The sequence below is a fragment of the Hoeflea sp. TYP-13 genome, assembly GCF_040932035.1.
Taxonomy (GTDB): domain Bacteria; phylum Pseudomonadota; class Alphaproteobacteria; order Rhizobiales; family Rhizobiaceae; genus Hoeflea_A.
Window position 1 is genome coordinate 1,373,001 of the sequence record NZ_JBFRBB010000002.1, and the last position, 16,184, is coordinate 1,389,184.

The following is a 16,184-nucleotide window of genomic DNA, read 5'->3' on the forward strand; positions in this document are numbered from 1 at the left end:
GCGCCGCCGTCTAAGCGGTTCGCGGCGGTTCGCCGATTGTCTACCCACCTGTCCTTCAACGCATGCAAGAAGCGTCCTCCACCATCCAGGTAAGCAGTTCGCCAAAACTGTACCCGGCAAGTTCTGCAAGTTCTGGCACCAGAGATGTCGGAGTCATGCCGGGCTGCGTATTTACCTCCAACCAGACCAGTTCACCGTCTTCGGAAAAACGGTCGTCATATCGAAAGTCAGAACGGCTTACGCCGCGACACCCGAGAGCTTGGTGCGCCATCAGGGACAGTTTCTGTATTCTTTGGTAAATATTTGGTAAAATTCTCGCCGGGAACTCGTGTTTTGAGCCGCCTTTAATATATTTTGATTCATAATCGTAGAAACTGTGGCCGATTGGGAATATTTCCGTGACGCCAAGGGCTTGGTCGCCCATCACCGCACAGGTCAGTTCACGCCCGTGAACGAATCGCTCCACCATCACCCGGTCGCCATAGGGCCACTCATCGGATCCTAAACTCTGAGGCGGATGCGGATGATCTTCGTGAACGATCAGCACACCGAAACTGGAGCCCTCCGAGACCGGTTTGACCACATAGGGCGGATCCATCGGATGCACGAGTTCGATTTCCAGCCGGTGCATGACCCGTTCGTCTGCAACGGGAATACCGACAGAGGCGGCGATCCGCTTGGCGTGCTGTTTGTCCATGGCAAGCGCCGAGGCTGCGACACCCGAATGGGTGTAGGGAATTTCCAGATATTCGAGGATTCCCTGGATGGTCCCGTCTTCACCATAGGGGCCGTGAAGGGCATTGAAGGCCACATCCGGTTTCAGCTCATCAAGGACCGAAGCGACATCGCGGCCGACATCTACACGGGTTACCCTGTACCCGACTTCTTCCAAAGCGTCCGCACAAGCATTTCCGGATGACAGGCTGACGGGCCGCTCCGACGAAAAGCCGCCCATAAGAACCGCTACATGTTTGTATTTCATCACTGCCCCTTTTTCCGCTTCCGCCACCTGTGCGGTAGATTGAGTCCGAGTCCGCTCGCAGACGCCTGTACGAGCTAAATCGACTCAAAATACGGAAACTCTAAGACCAGTAGAATCAGAGTGTTGCGCCATTCGCAACCGTATTCGGAACAAATGGCGCATTTTTTGGGTGAAGTTTTCTGCCGCCCGCAAATTCACTTGGCCCGGCGCACAGGATCAAACGGCACCGGGATGACCCGGTTAATTTGTTGCTTTACGCAAATTCGGCAGAGATGAGACCAGCCGGCCGGCTCCTCTCAGGATCGAATAATGTCGGTCATCCACACTCAAGCCAGAGGCTCGAAGCGGCAGGAAAAATGCCGCATCAGCTTCGGCTCCCACGAGATCCGAAAACCCTGCAGGGTTTCCCTTTCCTCGGCCAGCAGGCCGAAGGCCTCAATAAGATAATCGATGTGAGACTGGGTGTAGGTACGCCTGGGTATGGCAAGCCGCACCAGTTCCATTGCCGCAGGAATTTCACGCCCGTCCGGATGGCGTCCAAACATCACGCTGCCGATTTCACAGCTGCGGATGCCGGCGATCTCGTAAAGACGGCAGGCAAGCGCCTGTCCGGGATAGGCAAGCGCAGGAATATGCGAAAGCCACTGCCGCGCATCGACAAACACGGCGTGCCCTCCGGCCGGTTTAACCACCGGGACCCCACCAGCATCCAGGCGGTCAACAATGTATTCATTGACGCGGATCCGGTAGCGCAGATAATCCTCATCCACGATTTCGGCGAGCCCTTGCGCAATCGCATCCAGATCGCGACCGGCGAGACCGCCATAGGTCGGAAACCCCTCCGTTTGGATCAACCGTGCGCGTGCCTGCGCGGCCAGGTCCTTGTCATTGAGGGCAAGCCAGCCGCCGATATTGGCAAAACCGTCTTTCTTGGCGCTCATGGTCATGCCGTCGGCGCAGGAAAAACAATCGCGCACAATGTCTGAAACCGAGCGGTCACTCTGGCCAGGCTCGCGCTGCTTGATGAACCATGCGTTTTCGGCAAACCTGCAACCGTCAATGATAAACGGCTTGCCAAAATCACGCGAAATCCTGGCCACGGCCTTAATGTTCTCAAGGCTCACGGGCTGTCCGCCCCCCGCATTGTTGGTGATGGTGATCATCACGCAAGGCACGCTGTCGCCGTGTTCAGCCAGGTAGGATTCCAGTCGCGCCAGATCCATATTTCCCTTGAAGGGATGCGAGGACGTCGGGTTTGCCCCTTCTTCAATCACCAGATCATGTGCCAATGCTCCGCTGGCCTCGATATTGCCGCGCGTTGTGTCAAAATGCGTGTTGTTTGGAACATTGCGCCCCTCACCGCCCATGATCGAAAAGAGAATCGCTTCGGCGGCGCGGCCCTGATGGACCGGTATGATGTGCTCAAACGGCATCAGGTTCTGAACTGCGGCGGTGAACCGTTCAAACGAGGGTGACCCCGCATAACTTTCGTCGCCGCGCATCATTGCTGCCCATTGCTCGGCACTCATGGCGCCGGTGCCGCTGTCGGTTAGAAGATCGATCAATACGTCGTTTGAATGCAAACCGAACAGATTATAATGAACGTCGCGCAGCAGCTTCTTTCGCTCCTCGCGCGTGGTCCTGCGGATCGGTTCAACGGATTTGATGCGGAAGGGTTCGATTATCGTTTTCATCAGGGCTTTCCTTGAGAAGGCCCCGAATAAATGCGGCAATCGGTAATCACATCAGGAGCCTCGCGCTGCGGTTGTCGGCTCATTCGCCAACCGCGCTCAGCGCCCATAAGATTGCCGGTTTTGTGTATTTCCCGGTCTTCGCTTTGTCAACTTCGGACAAATACTGTCCGTGCCGTGCGGGTGAGCATCGCAATCAGCACCATTGCTAGTCGACGGCCGGCACGGCTCCAAGCCAGCGGTGCGCGTTGGGAAGTCCAGGTGCTGTGCTCATTTCCCGTTCGTACAGGGTTTCAGATGCACCCAGACGGAATTTCAGGCCCGCATATATACCCTGATCGGTCACACGGTCGGTGCCACCGGACGTGCTGTCTTCGTTGACCTGCAGCCCCTGATAGGAAACGAAAACGGACGCCGCTGTGTTGTCCCCAGAGAGCGCCACCAACTGGTGCTCGAGTGTGACATCCCAGGAAAGAACGTCGGTTGAATTGATCGGTGGATCATCCGCATCCTGATCGCCGCTTGCATATCCAAACCCGGCCTGCAGCATAGTCTGACCACGGTTGAAGAATTTCTGTCCGGCAACACGGACAAATGCGGCATTGCTCAACGTCTCGGAATTATCGGCGCTGATGTCAAGATAGCCAACCTGGAGTGCAAGCGAGCCGTATTCGGTCAGATACCTGGCCTCACCACCCGCAAGCCAAAAGTCAGCATCCTGGCTCAAGATACTGGCATCATTGAAGAAAACCTGCCCAGCGCCAGCAAAGCCGCCTATGAGGAAATTGCCGTGGGTATAGGACAGATGTCCACCGCCGGTGTAGCCACCTGAATAGGTGTCGTCGGCTGGGGCCAGGCCAAACCCGAAACCGGCATTGTTGAAAGTCGACTCGCCGTCGGCTTCAAGCTGAACCAGCCAATTCGAACCGACCGGGAGGGCCAGCAGCGTGCCGCCGCCGGCCATGGGATAGTCATCGATCTCGGTAAAAGGGCTGCCGGACTGATTAATCGCGTTACCGTTGCGCCACAGATAACCTCCCCAACCTTCCATTTCGAAGACCGGGCCGCTGTCGGAAGCGGGTGCTCTGCCCCGCACGAAGTTGCTGGTTGACGGGACAACATCTTCGGCGGATCCGATCGGCATCGTCAGTCTTGCGAAAGGACTGATGATATATCTGTTAGCGTCGTCATCCCCGGTAATAGCTGTGGTTTGATTGTAGGCGCCGAACCAGGCCTCCGTACGCACACCGACACTTAAGATCCCTGGCATGGAATCCGAGCGGAAACTCAACGCGGCACTGGCTTCCAGCATTGGCACGACATCGAAAACGTTACTGCTGGAACTGCCGCTTATACCGCCTAGCGCTCCTGCCGTGGTTACACTCGTGTCCTTGATGCCGAACAACAGTGCCCCCGCGCCAGCCAAATCGAAAGTTACGTTTGGTGCAACGGGAATAACACTTTCAAGGCCTATTCGCGGTCCGGCACCTATAAAGCGGGATCGTCGTGTGTCGGTAAGGGTAAAGGAGGGTGACGGCAGGTAGACAAACTGCGTGTCCGTTTCGGCATTAAAATAGCCAAATCGCAGACCGGCCTTAAGTGTCGTCTTTCCTCCGTTCTGAGACCCAAGCCCAACATCGCGTCGTGCCTCGAAATCGACAATGGCATGTGTTTCCCGATGCGTAGCGCTGCCAGCTGTGTAGTAGGTCGGGTAATTGCCGCCGAGAATGTTGTAGAAGTAGCTCGCCAGCCCTCCCTCGGACTGTTCATCTGAAATGCCGAGCCGTGCAAAAAAACCAACATCCCACTCGGAGCCGAACTCCGGTGTTATTTTGTTCATCGGCGCAATAACGCCGATCAATCCACCAAGATAGTAGTCCGGTCTGATTTTCTGCAGATCACCATATGGCGTATAGGAAGGCGCCACCACAGCCCATGGCTGGCTGTCGCCCCAAATCGCACCGCCGTTGAGCTCGAGAATGAGCTTGGTCTGTCCGTCTCCGGCATTGGCGTCGGCAGGCATCTGTGCAAGGAACACTCCGATTGCCAATGCCGATGCAGTTCGAAAATAGCGTGAATTAAATCTGCGTACGCCAAAAAGACGCCGATCCCCTCCAGGCATGACCACCTCAAAACCAGTAAAATTTTACGACGTCCCCAATAGCCAACTAACAAAAAGTAAACGCCATAGCAAACGTCAATCGTGAATTTGCCACACCGTGTTGCGGATGGTGACTTTTGGGTTACATAAGGCCGGAGAAAGAACACTGGTCAACGGAGCAACTGGATGGCGAAGGACACCCCGAAGGGAATCATCTGGCTCGCGTCCTACCCCAAATCCGGCAACACCTGGACACGCAATTTTCTGCACAATCTGATCAACGTCATGTCAGGAGATGCGTCCGGCTCCCAGGACATCAACCGGATGAATTCAATGTCGACCTGGGAAATAGCCGCCGCGCCCTACGAGAAGCTCCTCGGCAAGAGTGTCGATCAATGTAGTCGCGAAGAAATTGCGTCCGTCCGTCACATTGTTCAAAAGCAGATAGCCGACAACGCTGACGGTCTCGCTTTCGTCAAGACCCACCACGCCCTGGTCATGGACCGCGAATTACCGACCATCAATTTCGATGTGACGTCCGGAGCCATCTACATTGTGCGCAATCCTCTCGATGTCGCCATATCGTTCAGCCATCACATGGGCACATCGATCGACGCGGCCATCGACCAGATGGCGGTGGATGGTCTGGAAACGCCGATCGGTGAAAAATCCGTCTACGAGGTTTACAGCTCCTGGAGCCAGCACGTTGAGAGCTGGACCAGGAAGCCGCACCGAACGATCTACGTAATGCGGTACGAAGACATGCTCGACGATCCGGAAACGACGTTCGGCGCGCTGGCCGAACACCTTCTTTTGAAACCTGATGCGAGTGAACTGCAAAGGGCCATCGCGCTCTCCTCGTTTGCGTCTTTGCAAAAACAGGAAAGCGAAAAGGGCTTTAGGGAAAAACCGAAGGCCGCCCAGAAGTTTTTTCGTTCGGGCAAAGCGGACCAGTGGCGGCATGACCTTACGCCGGGGCAGGTTAACCGCATCGTCACAGCCCACGGCACCCAGATGCAACGGTTCAACTATTTGCCCTAGCCTCTTGAATACGTGCGTAGACATGGACCGGACGGACCGTGGGTTGCGAATGCACGAAAACGTCGTGCGGCACATCATCGACGATATTCGTAATCGCGCTTCCGGGCTTCGCCCAGGGGAATTTTGCAACGAGCGAACGGGCTTCAAAAGGCGATTGCGGTGGGTCCATGAAAGTCTGGGCCAATGCATCCAGTTCTTCATAGGCCTTGACCGAAACGGCCCGGTTGCGGCTGAAATCGATGGCGGGTCCCCAGTGATCGGTCGGCAGCGGTTCAATGCCGCACAGCGTAGCCGTATCCTTTAATATCGATGCGGCCGGAAGCCAAATGCCGCTTATTCCGGTGCGAAATTGCCCGCAGCACGCCGCCCTGATCTTTCCCTCGCGGATTGCCAGCCATAACTGGCCGGCCGACAGGAAGCGGTTTCGAGGAACATCGTCGACTTCAAAATCGATCCCGTAGGCGCCGCGCGCGCGCCAGCCGAGTTGCGCGTCCAGAAGCTTCCATTCTCCTTCCCACCGGTATTCGCACAGCCAGTGTTCTTCCCACCAGCCGGTCTTGAAGTAGTCCGCAAAACCGGCCCGCAGCCGGGCTTCGATGCCATTGGATCTCAGGACGCTTGCCGCCATGAGCGCAAAATCGCGGCTGCCGACATAAAGATAGGCGGAAAGGTCTCTTTGTACGCTCAACGGGCGCCGGTCGCGCACGATGGCGGCGCTCAGCAGGCGTTCGACCGTACGAAGGCTGCGGTCGATTTCGGCAAACTCAGGAACACTGACATCGAGAAGATGTGCGGTGCCGTGATGGATCATGAAATTTTCCAGAACATCGGCAAGCTTTCGCGGCGCATCGGGAAGCCCGTACAGTCTGCTGCGGAATGATCCCGGATTTGACCAGGCCGTGTGCGTTGCGTAGCTGATTTTCATGATCTTGCCGTTCTCCAGTTCGGTTTCCCATATCGTCCGGAAAACAAACAGCGCCTTCCGCGATCACAGCAATGCAATCGCCAATTGGGGAGACACTGGGGCCGGCAGGATCAAAGAAAGGCGCAGCCGGTAATGAAATTTGAGATCAGTTGACCAGGTTCGGCCTTATTGCGCCGCTTGCGCGAGCACTGAGCGTCGAGCGTCACGGAACGTTACCAGACGGCGCTGTGCATCGTCCCACAGAACCAGGCGCACACAGCCCAGACTCTGAAACAGCGTCAACCGGCTGACATCGCGAAGCATGGGGTGATCGCGCAGCACCGCCGGGAGCCTGTAATAGGGAATTCGGCTGCACAGATGATGAATATGGTGCAGGCCTATATTTGCGGTGAACCATCGCATCGGCATGGGAAGATCGTAGTGTGAGCTTCCATGCAGCGCCGCCTCGTGCCAGTTCCAGCTCTTTTCGTATTCCCAACTGGTTTGCTCGAACTGATGCTGCACGAAGAACAGCCAGATACCGATGGACGCGGCCAACAGAACGATCGGCAGATGTATCAGCAAAAACGGCTTCACCCCGATGATCCACATCATCGCAATCACAAACAGTGCGATTGCAAGATTGGTTCCCAGCGTGCTGATCCACGGCTTCAGACCGCTGCGCATCATGCCTACCGGCAGCCGGTGCTGAAGAACGAACAGATAGGCCGGCCCAAATCCGAACATCACAAGCGGGTTGCGGTATAGCCGGTATCGCAACCTGCCCCAGAAGGTCTCGGCCCTGTATTCGTCCACAGTGAGAGTATGAACGTCGCCAAAGCCGCGCCGGTCGAGATTTCCCGAACCGGCATGGTGAAGTGCATGCATGCGCTGCCAGTGGCCATAGGGAGTCAGCGTAAACACGCCGCTCACGCGCCCGATCATGTCATTCGCCAGGCGCGAACGCATGAAGGAGCCGTGGCCGCAATCATGCTGGATCATGAACAGCCGCACCAGAAAGCCGGCCGCCGGGACGGCCAGAAGCAGGGTCAGCCAATAGCCCCAGCCAAGGGTTACCCACATGACGATCCAAAGTGCGACCAGGGGAACGACGGTGATGAGAATTTCAGCGCTGCCGCGCAGGTTGCTGGGCTGACGATATTGCGTCAGAACCTTTGCCCAAGCGCGCGCATCGCGTTGGACGCTGCCGGTGTCCGGCAGTTCCGAATTGACCATTTATTGAATTCAACTTTCCGATTAGCGTTGCAAGCGCCCCACCACGCGCCGATTGCGGCGACGATAGCACACTTATTGCAGTCCATTGGAATTAATATGCGTCGATTTGACGGCAGCAGGCTGCCGCAGCGATATACTCCTCCACACAATCCGGCGATATGGCAATCACACCTGCATGAAATTCGCGGTTAGCACATCGGCGAAGTCTCATTTTTGGCTTCTTTCGTGCATGCGGTCATACAATCCCGGCAGGTCGTAGCCCAGCGTATCCCAGAAGCTGCAATTGGCATCGGGCACGTCGCTTGGCCCGATCGCATCACCCAGGTTCAGCACCCGTTGACTGGAGCGTCCGTAGCGTGGCCAGCCCGGCTGCAGCGTTTTGGCAAACCGGGTCCATTCGCCCACCATTCGGTCCGACAGCCGCTTTTCGGCGAGCGTGAATTGCGCCGGTGCTGGCGGAGACTGCGCAGTGACGGTCGTCGGATTGCCAAAGACGAAAGGCAGCTCAAAAGTATGGCAGACCTTTTGCTGATCCGGAGCGCAGAGTTTTTCCTGCGGCCACACATTGTAGGACGGAATATGGGAAAACATGTATCCGTAAATCCGCCCTCTCGACCGGTTCATCACATGACGATTAGCGCAGGTGAAAACATAGTCGGTCAGAACCTTTGAGAATTGCCCCGTGTTGTCGCCATCGATCGGCGCGTAACGTGATATCGCCTTGATCTTTTCCGCGGTCGGCTTTGAAAACAGCAGTTCAAGCACAAGCCCGTATTCGATCCTCGGTATCTGCCGCCGGCCAAATTGATCAAGCCTGCCGGTCTGGGCGAAAATCACACCTTCATTGCGATTGCTGCCGATGATGGCCGGTTTTGAAATCACACCCTGATTCGGTTGCCCCCTGATCACGGTCCCGTCGATGACGGGCGACCAGACAAGCTGCCCGCTGAAACCGGAAAGGAGTGAGGTCAGTTTTAGCCGCAGCGAGGTTTCGTGCTTGACGACAGATTTGAACGCCCGTCCCCGCATACAGGCAAGGTCGCCTTCGCCGCAGCCAAGCGCTGCACGGAACCGCTCACCGAAACGCGCCGCCTCATCCATGGATTTGTACGGCAAACCAAAGGGATTGCTTTCCATGATCGCGGCACGGAAATAGTTCCGGCTTGCCGGCGACATTAGATGCAGACTGACGGACGCTGCACCGGCGCTTTCGCCAAAGAGGGTCACTCTTGCGGGATCGCCGCCAAAGGCAGCAATGTTCTCGTGCACCCAACGCAGCGCCATTTGCTGGTCGAGAAAGCCGTAATTGCCTACCAGCCCTTCTATTCCAGCAAGAAAGCCGAGCGCTCCGAGACGGTAGTTCATAGTGACAACGACAACGTTGCCGCGCGATGCCAGAACATGCCCGTTATAGAGCGGATTGGCGCTCGATCCGAAGAAGAAGGCGCCGCCATGAATAAAGACCATGACCGGCCGCTTGCCATTTCCACCGGCGGCAGGCGTCCACACATTAACGCTGAGACAGTCCTCGCTCTGCTCGAACGGAGATTGCCTGGCAGACTGCGGGCAAATTGGTCCAAAAGCTGTAGCCCGGGTCACACCCGGCTGCTTTATTGCCGGATTTGGCGGCCTCCACCGATTGGCACCCGAGGTCGGACCGGCATAGGGAATTCCAAGGTAGCTATGGACGGTCCTGCTGCCGGCGACAGTCAATCCGCAGATCCTGCCGCTCGTTGTTTCGATTGCCGGGGCGCTGCAGTCAGGCCTTTGCGTCGGGTCACTGGCAACCGGCTGGTCCAAAACGGGATTGACGCACGCCGAGAGGAGCGCAAACGCCGCCACAATGGCACCCGTAATGATGAGCCGTCGCATGGAAGCCCCCCAAACAGAAAGGGCCATTTTATAGCATATTTGCAACCGGATAGGGCAATCCGGCGGCTAGGCCAGGGTTTTGCGTATCAGCGGCGCAAGCGCCAAAATGCCGTCCCGAAGCTCCTCTGGTGTAAATCCGCAGAAGCCCAATACCAGCCCTTTGCGCGGATTTGATCCGGCGTAATAGGTCGACAATGCCGATACTGAAAGCCCGATTGCACCGGCCGCCCTGGAAAGGGCCGCATCGTCGCAGCGATCGGGCAGGCACAAAACGAACTGCATCCCGGCCTGCGGGTCCTCAATCTTTGCGCCGGCGCCAAGCTCCGATTTCAGCAGATCAATCAATGCGCGCCGCCGTTCCGCGTAGACACGTCGCACCCGCCGCAAATGCCGATAAAATTCGCCATCCTCGAAAAACGTTGCCAGCGCGCGCTGGGGCAGAACCGACGCCTTGCCGCCAAAGCGCCTCAGCGTCTCGGCAAATCGCTGCGTGAGCGCATCGGGGATTACCAGATAACCAAGCCGCAGATTATTGGAGAAGATTTTCGAAAAACTGCCCGTATAGATGGTTCGCTCGTTTCGGTCGAAACTGGCAAGCGCCGGAATTGGGCGACCCGCATAGCGAAACTCGCTGTCATAGTCATCCTCGATCAGCCAGCCATTTGCCCGCTCGGCCCAGCTTAGAAATTCAAGCCGTCTTCCTGGTGTCATCGCTCCGCCCAACGGATATTGCTGGGTTGGCGTGAGGACAACGAGACAGGGCTTTTTTCCGCCGCTCGCCGGCGGCAGTTCGGCACCGTCCGCGCCGACTTCCAGCCACAGGGGCTTCATGCCAAGACTTGAAACAAAATGCCGGATCTGCGGATAACCCGGATCTTCAAGCCCGATCCTGTCACCGGGCTCGGCCAGCGCGCGAATGCAGATTTCCAGCGCATCGCCCGAACCCGCTGTAATCAGTACCTGCTCGGCGGTCGCACGCACCCCGCGCCACTGAAAAATGTGCTCACAGATCGCCTGACGCAGGCGCAGGTCACCGAAAAGATCGTCCGGTATGACAAGCGCCTCCGGCTCGTTCCTGGCGACACGCGCGACACAGCGCGCCCATTGCCTGTAAGGGAAATGCCGCATATCAGGAACGCCCGGGCTGAAGGGTTTCGGTCTCGAACGCCTGGGCGCGGATATCTGCTTTGCGGGCACTTCCTGTTTCGCGGCAAACTCCACCTCTCCCATGTGGCAGACCGAATAGCCCGAGCCCTGCCTTCCCTCCACATACCCCTCGGCAACGAGCTGTTCATAGGCGGTGACGATGGTCGACCGGGACACGCCAAGCTCCACCGCCAATGCCCGTGTCGGCGGCAGCCGACCGCCGTTTTCGAATACCCCGGACGCAATGCGTTCGCGCAGTCCCTCATAGACCTGCTGGAAAACCGGCATAGCTGCCGTCCGGTCAATGGAAAAGACTACCGACGCACTTTCGCCCACTTGAATTGGCCTGCTCATAATTCCGACTATTGGACATTTTTGACAGCTCAATTCTGACATAGGAAGCAATAGGAAGACAACCGGCTCGCGATGGAGATACGAAATGCCGCATTTCCCGGAATATGAAGAAATCTTTCCGCGCCCGCTTTCAGGGGCGGTTGTAAATTCTCCGCCGCCGGCGCTGGTGCCGCCGCGCACACCGCTTTCCGGCGAATTGGTGAAACTTGAGCCCCAGAATGCGGCTCGTCATGCGCAGGAGCTTTACGACGCAGGCCACGAAACTGAAGCAGCTCTTCAAATCTGGGATTACATGAGATACGGCCCCTGGCCCGACGTGGCGTCCTACGCGGCAACGCTTAGACAGCAATCGGCCAGCTTCGACACCATCTTCTATGCCATCCGCGAGCACGCCGGCGGCACGGCCTGCGGCCAGGCGTCGTTTCTTGATATTCATCCAGAAGACGGTGTCATCGAGATCGGTCATATCTGGTTTTCACCAAAACTCCAGCGCAGCCGCGCCGCCACCGAAGCGCTTTACCTGATGCTGTGTCACGCAATGGACGGTCTTGGCTACCGGCGCATGCAATGGCGGTGCAATGCGCTGAACAGCAAGTCACGCAACGCCGCCCGGCGGCTCGGTTTCCGGTTCGAGGGGATCTTTTACAACAACCTGATCTTCAAGGGCATGAACCGGGACACGGCCTGGTATTCCATCCTCGACGACGAGTGGCCGGATGTCCGTGCGCTTATCAGCGAGTGGCTCGATCCGTCAAACTTCGATGCGGCCGGCAAGGCGCGGACATCCCTCAGCGAAGCAATGAAAAACCGGCCCGACAGAGAGCGCCGCGTCGGCTAGAGTGCGTTCAGCCGCGCAAGATTGGCCACCCGAAGATCCTCCTCGGTTTGGCCGGCATCGTAAGCGGGAGACAGGATCATTTCCGCATCGCTCACGGCTATTGAAACGAACGCCGACATGCGCGGAACATAATCTCCCCAAAGTTCCTCGAAAGCGGCAAGCATCCCGGTGCTCGCCTTGGACTTGGAAATAATCGAACCCGTTCCGATCACCCTGACCGCTTGGCGGGTGACAACGTCGATGAAGCACACCTCGATCGATGCATTTCTGCGCAGATTGGCCAGTGTTCTCGGCGAGCGGATATTGCCGAAGGCAATCGTCTGTTCATCAAATATGACAAACGTCGCCTTCGGTGAAACCGACGGGGTCCCATCCTCATTGACCGTTGCAACCATACCTGCGGTGTGATTGCGGATCAGGGTCTTCATCGGCGCAGTGAGCATCTCGTTAATCTCCGGACGTCACGACACGGGCGCGATATCGACAAAAGTTTCGTTGTAGCAGGCGCCGTCTTCGATATCGGTCCGGATCTGCGCTGAAATCAGCGCGTTGACCGTATTGCCGGTCGCACTCGTGCGCAACCAGGTCCCCTTTGGACTATAGAGGACACCCGGGCGCACCGCGTCGCTCACCTGAACCCTTAGCGCAACCTCCGCCAGATCGTTTCGAACCATAGCCATATCGCCGGTTTTCAATCCCCGCGCCGTTGCATCGGCAGGGTTGACCTCGACCACTTCCGCACCTTCCGAATCTTCACAGCCGCCGAAGGTGGCGTTTGTTCGCTTGTCGGAAGACGGGGAAATGAGCACGAGCGGATAATCGCGCGCCACCGGCTCGAAGCGCGGCACGCCGTAACCGAACCTGCTCTCGAGATCCTCGGAATAGAGTTCGATTTTTCCCGATGGCGTCGCCGGAGAGACTGTCGCGCACATGATGGGTTCTGCCCCTTCCGACACCGTCATCTCCAGCGCCCTGTCCAGCGGCAATTTGCTGGGCTTGAAACCCTGCATGCGCGGATCGCTTCCATCGAAAGCAAGATCCATCAGCGTTTCGTCGCTTTCCGCAAATATCGGTTCGTCAAATCCGAAGCGCTCGGCCAACCTGCGGAAGATTTCCGTATTGGGCAGGCTCTCGCCGACACATGGAATTAGGGGTTCGGCACGCTGCACGTAATTCTGACCATAGGCTCCATAGACATCGTCAAATTCGAAATGACTGGCCGCGGGTAAAATGACATCGGCAAAGGCCATGCTGTCCGTCATCACGACGTCGCAGCCGGCAATGAACAGATCGTCCCGCTGCAGCGCCCGCATCAAGGTCTTCTGGTCCGGGTGCGTACAGACCGGGTTGTGGTTATAGATCATGGTCGCCATCACCGGCGGGTCGAGATTGTCATCCAGCAGTTTTTGCGCAACGTCCACGATGTTGAAGGTGCGGGTTCCCTCCGGGATGAGGTCGGGTCGCTGCAACCGGTCAGTGGTTTTGGGAGCTGCAAGGCCCGGCTTGGCGATAACGCCGGCTCCGCGCCGGCCGTGATTGCCGGTCAGGGCCTGCAGCGCCATGCCCGCACGAAGGCCGGAACCGCCGCTGCGTCCACGCTCGATACCGTTGCCGAGGGAGGCCGCAACCGTTTCGGCGCCCGCATAGAGCCCGACGAATGTGTGAAACGCTTCTGCTGAGAGCCCGCACTGCGCTTCGACATCGGCTGGCGAATATTGCCGCGCCTGCCCCATGTAGCGATCGAAGCCGACGGTCCACTTCGAAATGAACTCCATATCCAGCGCGCCGCGCCGTTCCAGTTCCGCCGCCACGGCCATTGCCAGTATGACGTCGGTGCCCGGCGTTATCTGCAGAAACAGATCGCTGCGCTCGGCGATCTTGGTGCGCTTCGGATCGATGACCACCAGCCGTGTGCCGCTTTTTCGTATATCTTTGAGAACGCGCATCAGATGCAGGTTGGAAACGGTGACGTTGTTTCCCCAGACAACGACGAGATCGGCGTCGCGGGCCTGCTCAGGCGGCATTCCGGGAGCCGGGCCATAAAGGCTCGTATAGGCCGTGCCGCGTACGATCCCGCACAACGGCCCGCGGTTGAGCAGCGTCGCGCCAAGCCTGTGAAAAAAGCGCCGATCCATGGAACCGCCCGAAAGCTCGCCATGCGGGCCCGCATAGTTGAACGGCATGACGGACTGTGGGCCATATTTGTCGATCGCCCGACTGAAGCCGTCGTGAACAAGATCGATGGCTTCTTTCCAGGATACCGGCTCGAACTTGCCCTCCCCGCGCTTGCCCGTGCGCTTCAAGGGTTGGGTCAGGCGACCGGGGCCATGTACGAATTGCGGATAGGACCGGGCGACCTTGTTGCAGATGACCCCGTCGGTGAACGGATTGGCATTTGATCCGTGAATGGCTGAAAGCTTGCCGTCGACGACGGTAACGGAAAGGGAACACGTATCGGGACAGTCGAGCGGACAAACACTCGGCTTGGTAACAGTCCTGGCTAGTTCATTCATGGTCCTGATCTCGGCTTGGAGCTCATCATTTGGCGAAAAGACGAGGATACAAAGCAAACGGACCCGGAAAAATGACCATTTATGAAGAAAATCCGCATACCAATTGCGCGAACCGAAACAGTTGAGAAAAATCGCCCGGCCTTCAAAACATGGATTGACATTGCAGCGCCAAGTGGGTGGTTGTGTTGCGTGGAATTCAGTGACCAATCGGAGGCGCGCGTGAACTGGATATTTTTGGCCGTTGCAATCACCGGTGAGGTTATCGGTACGTCAGCCCTCAAAGCATCTGAAGGCTTTACCCGTGTCGGCCCCTCGACCATTACCGCAATCGGGTTTGCCGTCGCCTTCTATTTCCTGGCACTGGCACTGCGGACGATACCCATGGGCATCGCCTACGCCATCTGGTCGGGCGCGGGTATCGTCGTCATTTCACTTGTTGGTTATTTCTACTACAAACAGACGCTCGATCTTCCGGCTCTTTTCGGTATCGGACTGATCCTCGCCGGGGTACTGGTCATCAACACACTTTCAAATTCCGCGGCGCACTAGCGGGTCTGAGTGCCCTGCTCTAAAGCAGCCTGCCCAGAAACTCCTGCACCATCTGGCCGTCACGGAAATTGCCAAGCCGCTTGATTTCCCATTCCAGGCGAATACCGGAATTCTCAAGAACGCGCGCCCGTACGGTTTCGCCGAGCGTTTCCAGATCATAGGCGGTGGCGTTGCCCGTATTGATCATGAAATTGCAGTGCATTGGCGACATCTGTGCAGCCCCGACCAAAAGACCGCGGCAGCCTGCAGCATCTATTTCCTTCCAGGCGGATGTGCCGGGCGGATTCTTGAAGGTCGAACCGCCGGTTTTCTCGCGGATCGGCTGGACGGTCTCGCGATGGTGCTGCACCGCGTCCATCTCCTTGCGGATGGTGTCGCCGTCTTCGCGATAGCCCTCGAACACGGCGTGGGTAAAAATCAGATCAGGCGACGCATCCGAATGACGGTAGGCATAGCCCATCTCGGCATTGGACAGCACGTGTTTTTTGCCGCTGCGATCCAGCGCATGCACCTCGACAACCCTGTCGCATGTTTCCGTACCGTTGGCACCGGCGTTCATGCGCAATGCCCCGCCGATACCGCCAGGTATTCCATGGTAGAAGTGAAATCCCCCGATACCGGCCTGGTGCGCCGCAGCTGCCAGTCTCTTGTCCGGGCAGGCAGCACCGGCTTCCATGCGCGTCTGGGAGACCTGCGAGACACTGCCGAATCCCTTGGCCGAAAGACGGATGACGACACCGGGAATGCCGCCGTCGCGGATCAGTAAATTCGAGCCTATGCCGACAACCAGGACCGGCACTTCCTCAGGGAGTTTTTTCAGGAATTCTGCAAGGTCATCGCTGTCGGCCGGCTGGAACATGACCTCAGCCGGACCACCAACGCGAAACCAGGTGACATTGGCCATCGGTGCGTTGGGCGTAACGGCCCCGCGCAATCCGTCAAAGACATCGGGCATTG

The 16,184-nt window shown here is 57.6% G+C and carries 13 protein-coding genes; 3 read left to right on the top strand and 10 right to left on the bottom strand.

The features are described 5' to 3' along the window. Positions 1-55: 55 nt before the first annotated feature. The 3 genes from ABVT35_RS16530 to ABVT35_RS16540 all read right to left on the bottom strand — a co-directional run bounded on the left by ABVT35_RS16530 (position 56) and on the right by ABVT35_RS16540 (position 4,711). Complete coding sequence (locus tag ABVT35_RS16530; protein WP_368467683.1) at positions 56-982, bottom strand: D-alanine--D-alanine ligase; 927 nt, start codon at positions 980-982, stop codon at positions 56-58. 326 nt (positions 983-1,308) lie between these two features. Beyond that, positions 1,309-2,676, bottom strand: a complete 1,368-nt coding sequence (locus ABVT35_RS16535; protein WP_368467684.1) for a tryptophanase — start codon at positions 2,674-2,676, stop codon at positions 1,309-1,311. Between the two features lie 205 nt (positions 2,677-2,881). Continuing rightward, positions 2,882-4,711, bottom strand: coding sequence for an Lpg1974 family pore-forming outer membrane protein (locus ABVT35_RS16540; protein WP_368467685.1), 1,830 nt, complete (start codon positions 4,709-4,711; stop codon positions 2,882-2,884). Between the two features lie 249 nt (positions 4,712-4,960). Here ABVT35_RS16540 and ABVT35_RS16545 point away from each other — a divergent pair, with 249 nt between their 5' ends. Continuing rightward, the gene (locus tag ABVT35_RS16545; RefSeq protein ID WP_368467686.1) at positions 4,961-5,815 is read left to right on the top strand and encodes a sulfotransferase domain-containing protein; all 855 of its coding nucleotides are present in this window, start codon (positions 4,961-4,963) and stop codon (positions 5,813-5,815) included. Here ABVT35_RS16545 and ABVT35_RS16550 read toward each other — a convergent pair. The 4 genes from ABVT35_RS16550 to ABVT35_RS16565 form a co-directional block, all read right to left on the bottom strand. Then, positions 5,799-6,740, bottom strand: coding sequence for a hypothetical protein (locus ABVT35_RS16550; protein ID WP_368467687.1), 942 nt, complete (start codon positions 6,738-6,740; stop codon positions 5,799-5,801). The two genes, ABVT35_RS16545 and ABVT35_RS16550, sit on opposite strands and share 17 nt — an antisense overlap. Positions 6,741-6,905: 165 nt before the next feature. After that, positions 6,906-7,955 (bottom strand): fatty acid desaturase, encoded by a 1,050-nt coding sequence (locus ABVT35_RS16555; protein WP_368467688.1) that lies wholly within the window; start codon positions 7,953-7,955, stop codon positions 6,906-6,908. 207 nt (positions 7,956-8,162) lie between these two features. Beyond that, entirely contained in the window at positions 8,163-9,827 is a 1,665-nt protein-coding gene (locus ABVT35_RS16560; RefSeq protein ID WP_368467690.1) for a carboxylesterase/lipase family protein, read from the bottom strand. Between the two features lie 66 nt (positions 9,828-9,893). Beyond that, a complete protein-coding gene (locus ABVT35_RS16565; protein ID WP_368467691.1) occupies positions 9,894-11,261 on the bottom strand; it encodes a PLP-dependent aminotransferase family protein in 1,368 nt (455 codons plus the stop codon). 151 nt (positions 11,262-11,412) lie between these two features. Here ABVT35_RS16565 and ABVT35_RS16570 point away from each other — a divergent pair, with 151 nt between their 5' ends. Then, positions 11,413-12,165 carry a GNAT family N-acetyltransferase gene (locus ABVT35_RS16570; protein WP_368467692.1) on the top strand — a complete coding sequence of 251 codons (753 nt, stop codon included), beginning with the start codon at positions 11,413-11,415 and terminating at the stop codon, positions 12,163-12,165. Here the strand turns inward: ABVT35_RS16570 and ABVT35_RS16575 are convergent. Continuing rightward, complete coding sequence (locus ABVT35_RS16575) at positions 12,162-12,608, bottom strand: pyridoxamine 5'-phosphate oxidase family protein (protein WP_368467693.1); 447 nt, start codon at positions 12,606-12,608, stop codon at positions 12,162-12,164. The two genes, ABVT35_RS16570 and ABVT35_RS16575, sit on opposite strands and share 4 nt — an antisense overlap. Before the next feature lie 18 nt (positions 12,609-12,626). Further along, positions 12,627-14,678: a molybdopterin-dependent oxidoreductase gene (locus tag ABVT35_RS16580; protein WP_368467695.1), complete on the bottom strand. Its 2,052-nt coding sequence runs from the start codon at positions 14,676-14,678 to the stop codon at positions 12,627-12,629. A gap of 219 nt (positions 14,679-14,897) precedes the next feature. On the opposite strand from ABVT35_RS16580, the gene ABVT35_RS16585 reads away from it, so the two are divergent. After that, positions 14,898-15,227 (top strand): multidrug efflux SMR transporter, encoded by a 330-nt coding sequence (locus ABVT35_RS16585; protein ID WP_368467696.1) that lies wholly within the window; start codon positions 14,898-14,900, stop codon positions 15,225-15,227. A gap of 19 nt (positions 15,228-15,246) precedes the next feature. Here the strand turns inward: ABVT35_RS16585 and murB are convergent, their stop codons facing one another. After that, positions 15,247-16,182 (bottom strand): UDP-N-acetylmuramate dehydrogenase, encoded by a 936-nt coding sequence (gene murB / locus ABVT35_RS16590; RefSeq protein WP_368467909.1) that lies wholly within the window; start codon positions 16,180-16,182, stop codon positions 15,247-15,249. Positions 16,183-16,184 lie beyond the last annotated feature (2 nt).

Excerpts from the sequence above, each read along its gene's own strand:
- ABVT35_RS16560 (WP_368467690.1), bottom strand. The coding sequence starts at position 9,827 with ATGCGACGGCTCATCATTACGGGTGCCATTGTGGCGGCGTTTGCGCTC.
- ABVT35_RS16555 (WP_368467688.1), bottom strand. The coding sequence starts at position 7,955 with ATGGTCAATTCGGAACTGCCGGACACCGGCAGCGTCCAACGCGATGCG.
- ABVT35_RS16550 (WP_368467687.1), bottom strand. The coding sequence starts at position 6,740 with ATGAAAATCAGCTACGCAACGCACACGGCCTGGTCAAATCCGGGATCA.
- ABVT35_RS16565 (WP_368467691.1), bottom strand. The coding sequence starts at position 11,261 with ATGCCGGTTTTCCAGCAGGTCTATGAGGGACTGCGCGAACGCATTGCG.
- ABVT35_RS16530 (WP_368467683.1), bottom strand. The coding sequence starts at position 982 with ATGAAATACAAACATGTAGCGGTTCTTATGGGCGGCTTTTCGTCGGAG.
- ABVT35_RS16570 (WP_368467692.1), top strand. The coding sequence starts at position 11,413 with ATGCCGCATTTCCCGGAATATGAAGAAATCTTTCCGCGCCCGCTTTCA.
- murB (WP_368467909.1), bottom strand. The coding sequence starts at position 16,182 with ATGCCCGATGTCTTTGACGGATTGCGCGGGGCCGTTACGCCCAACGCA.
- ABVT35_RS16580 (WP_368467695.1), bottom strand. The coding sequence starts at position 14,678 with ATGAATGAACTAGCCAGGACTGTTACCAAGCCGAGTGTTTGTCCGCTC.
- ABVT35_RS16535 (WP_368467684.1), bottom strand. The coding sequence starts at position 2,676 with ATGAAAACGATAATCGAACCCTTCCGCATCAAATCCGTTGAACCGATC.
- ABVT35_RS16575 (WP_368467693.1), bottom strand. The coding sequence starts at position 12,608 with ATGCTCACTGCGCCGATGAAGACCCTGATCCGCAATCACACCGCAGGT.
- ABVT35_RS16545 (WP_368467686.1), top strand. The coding sequence starts at position 4,961 with ATGGCGAAGGACACCCCGAAGGGAATCATCTGGCTCGCGTCCTACCCC.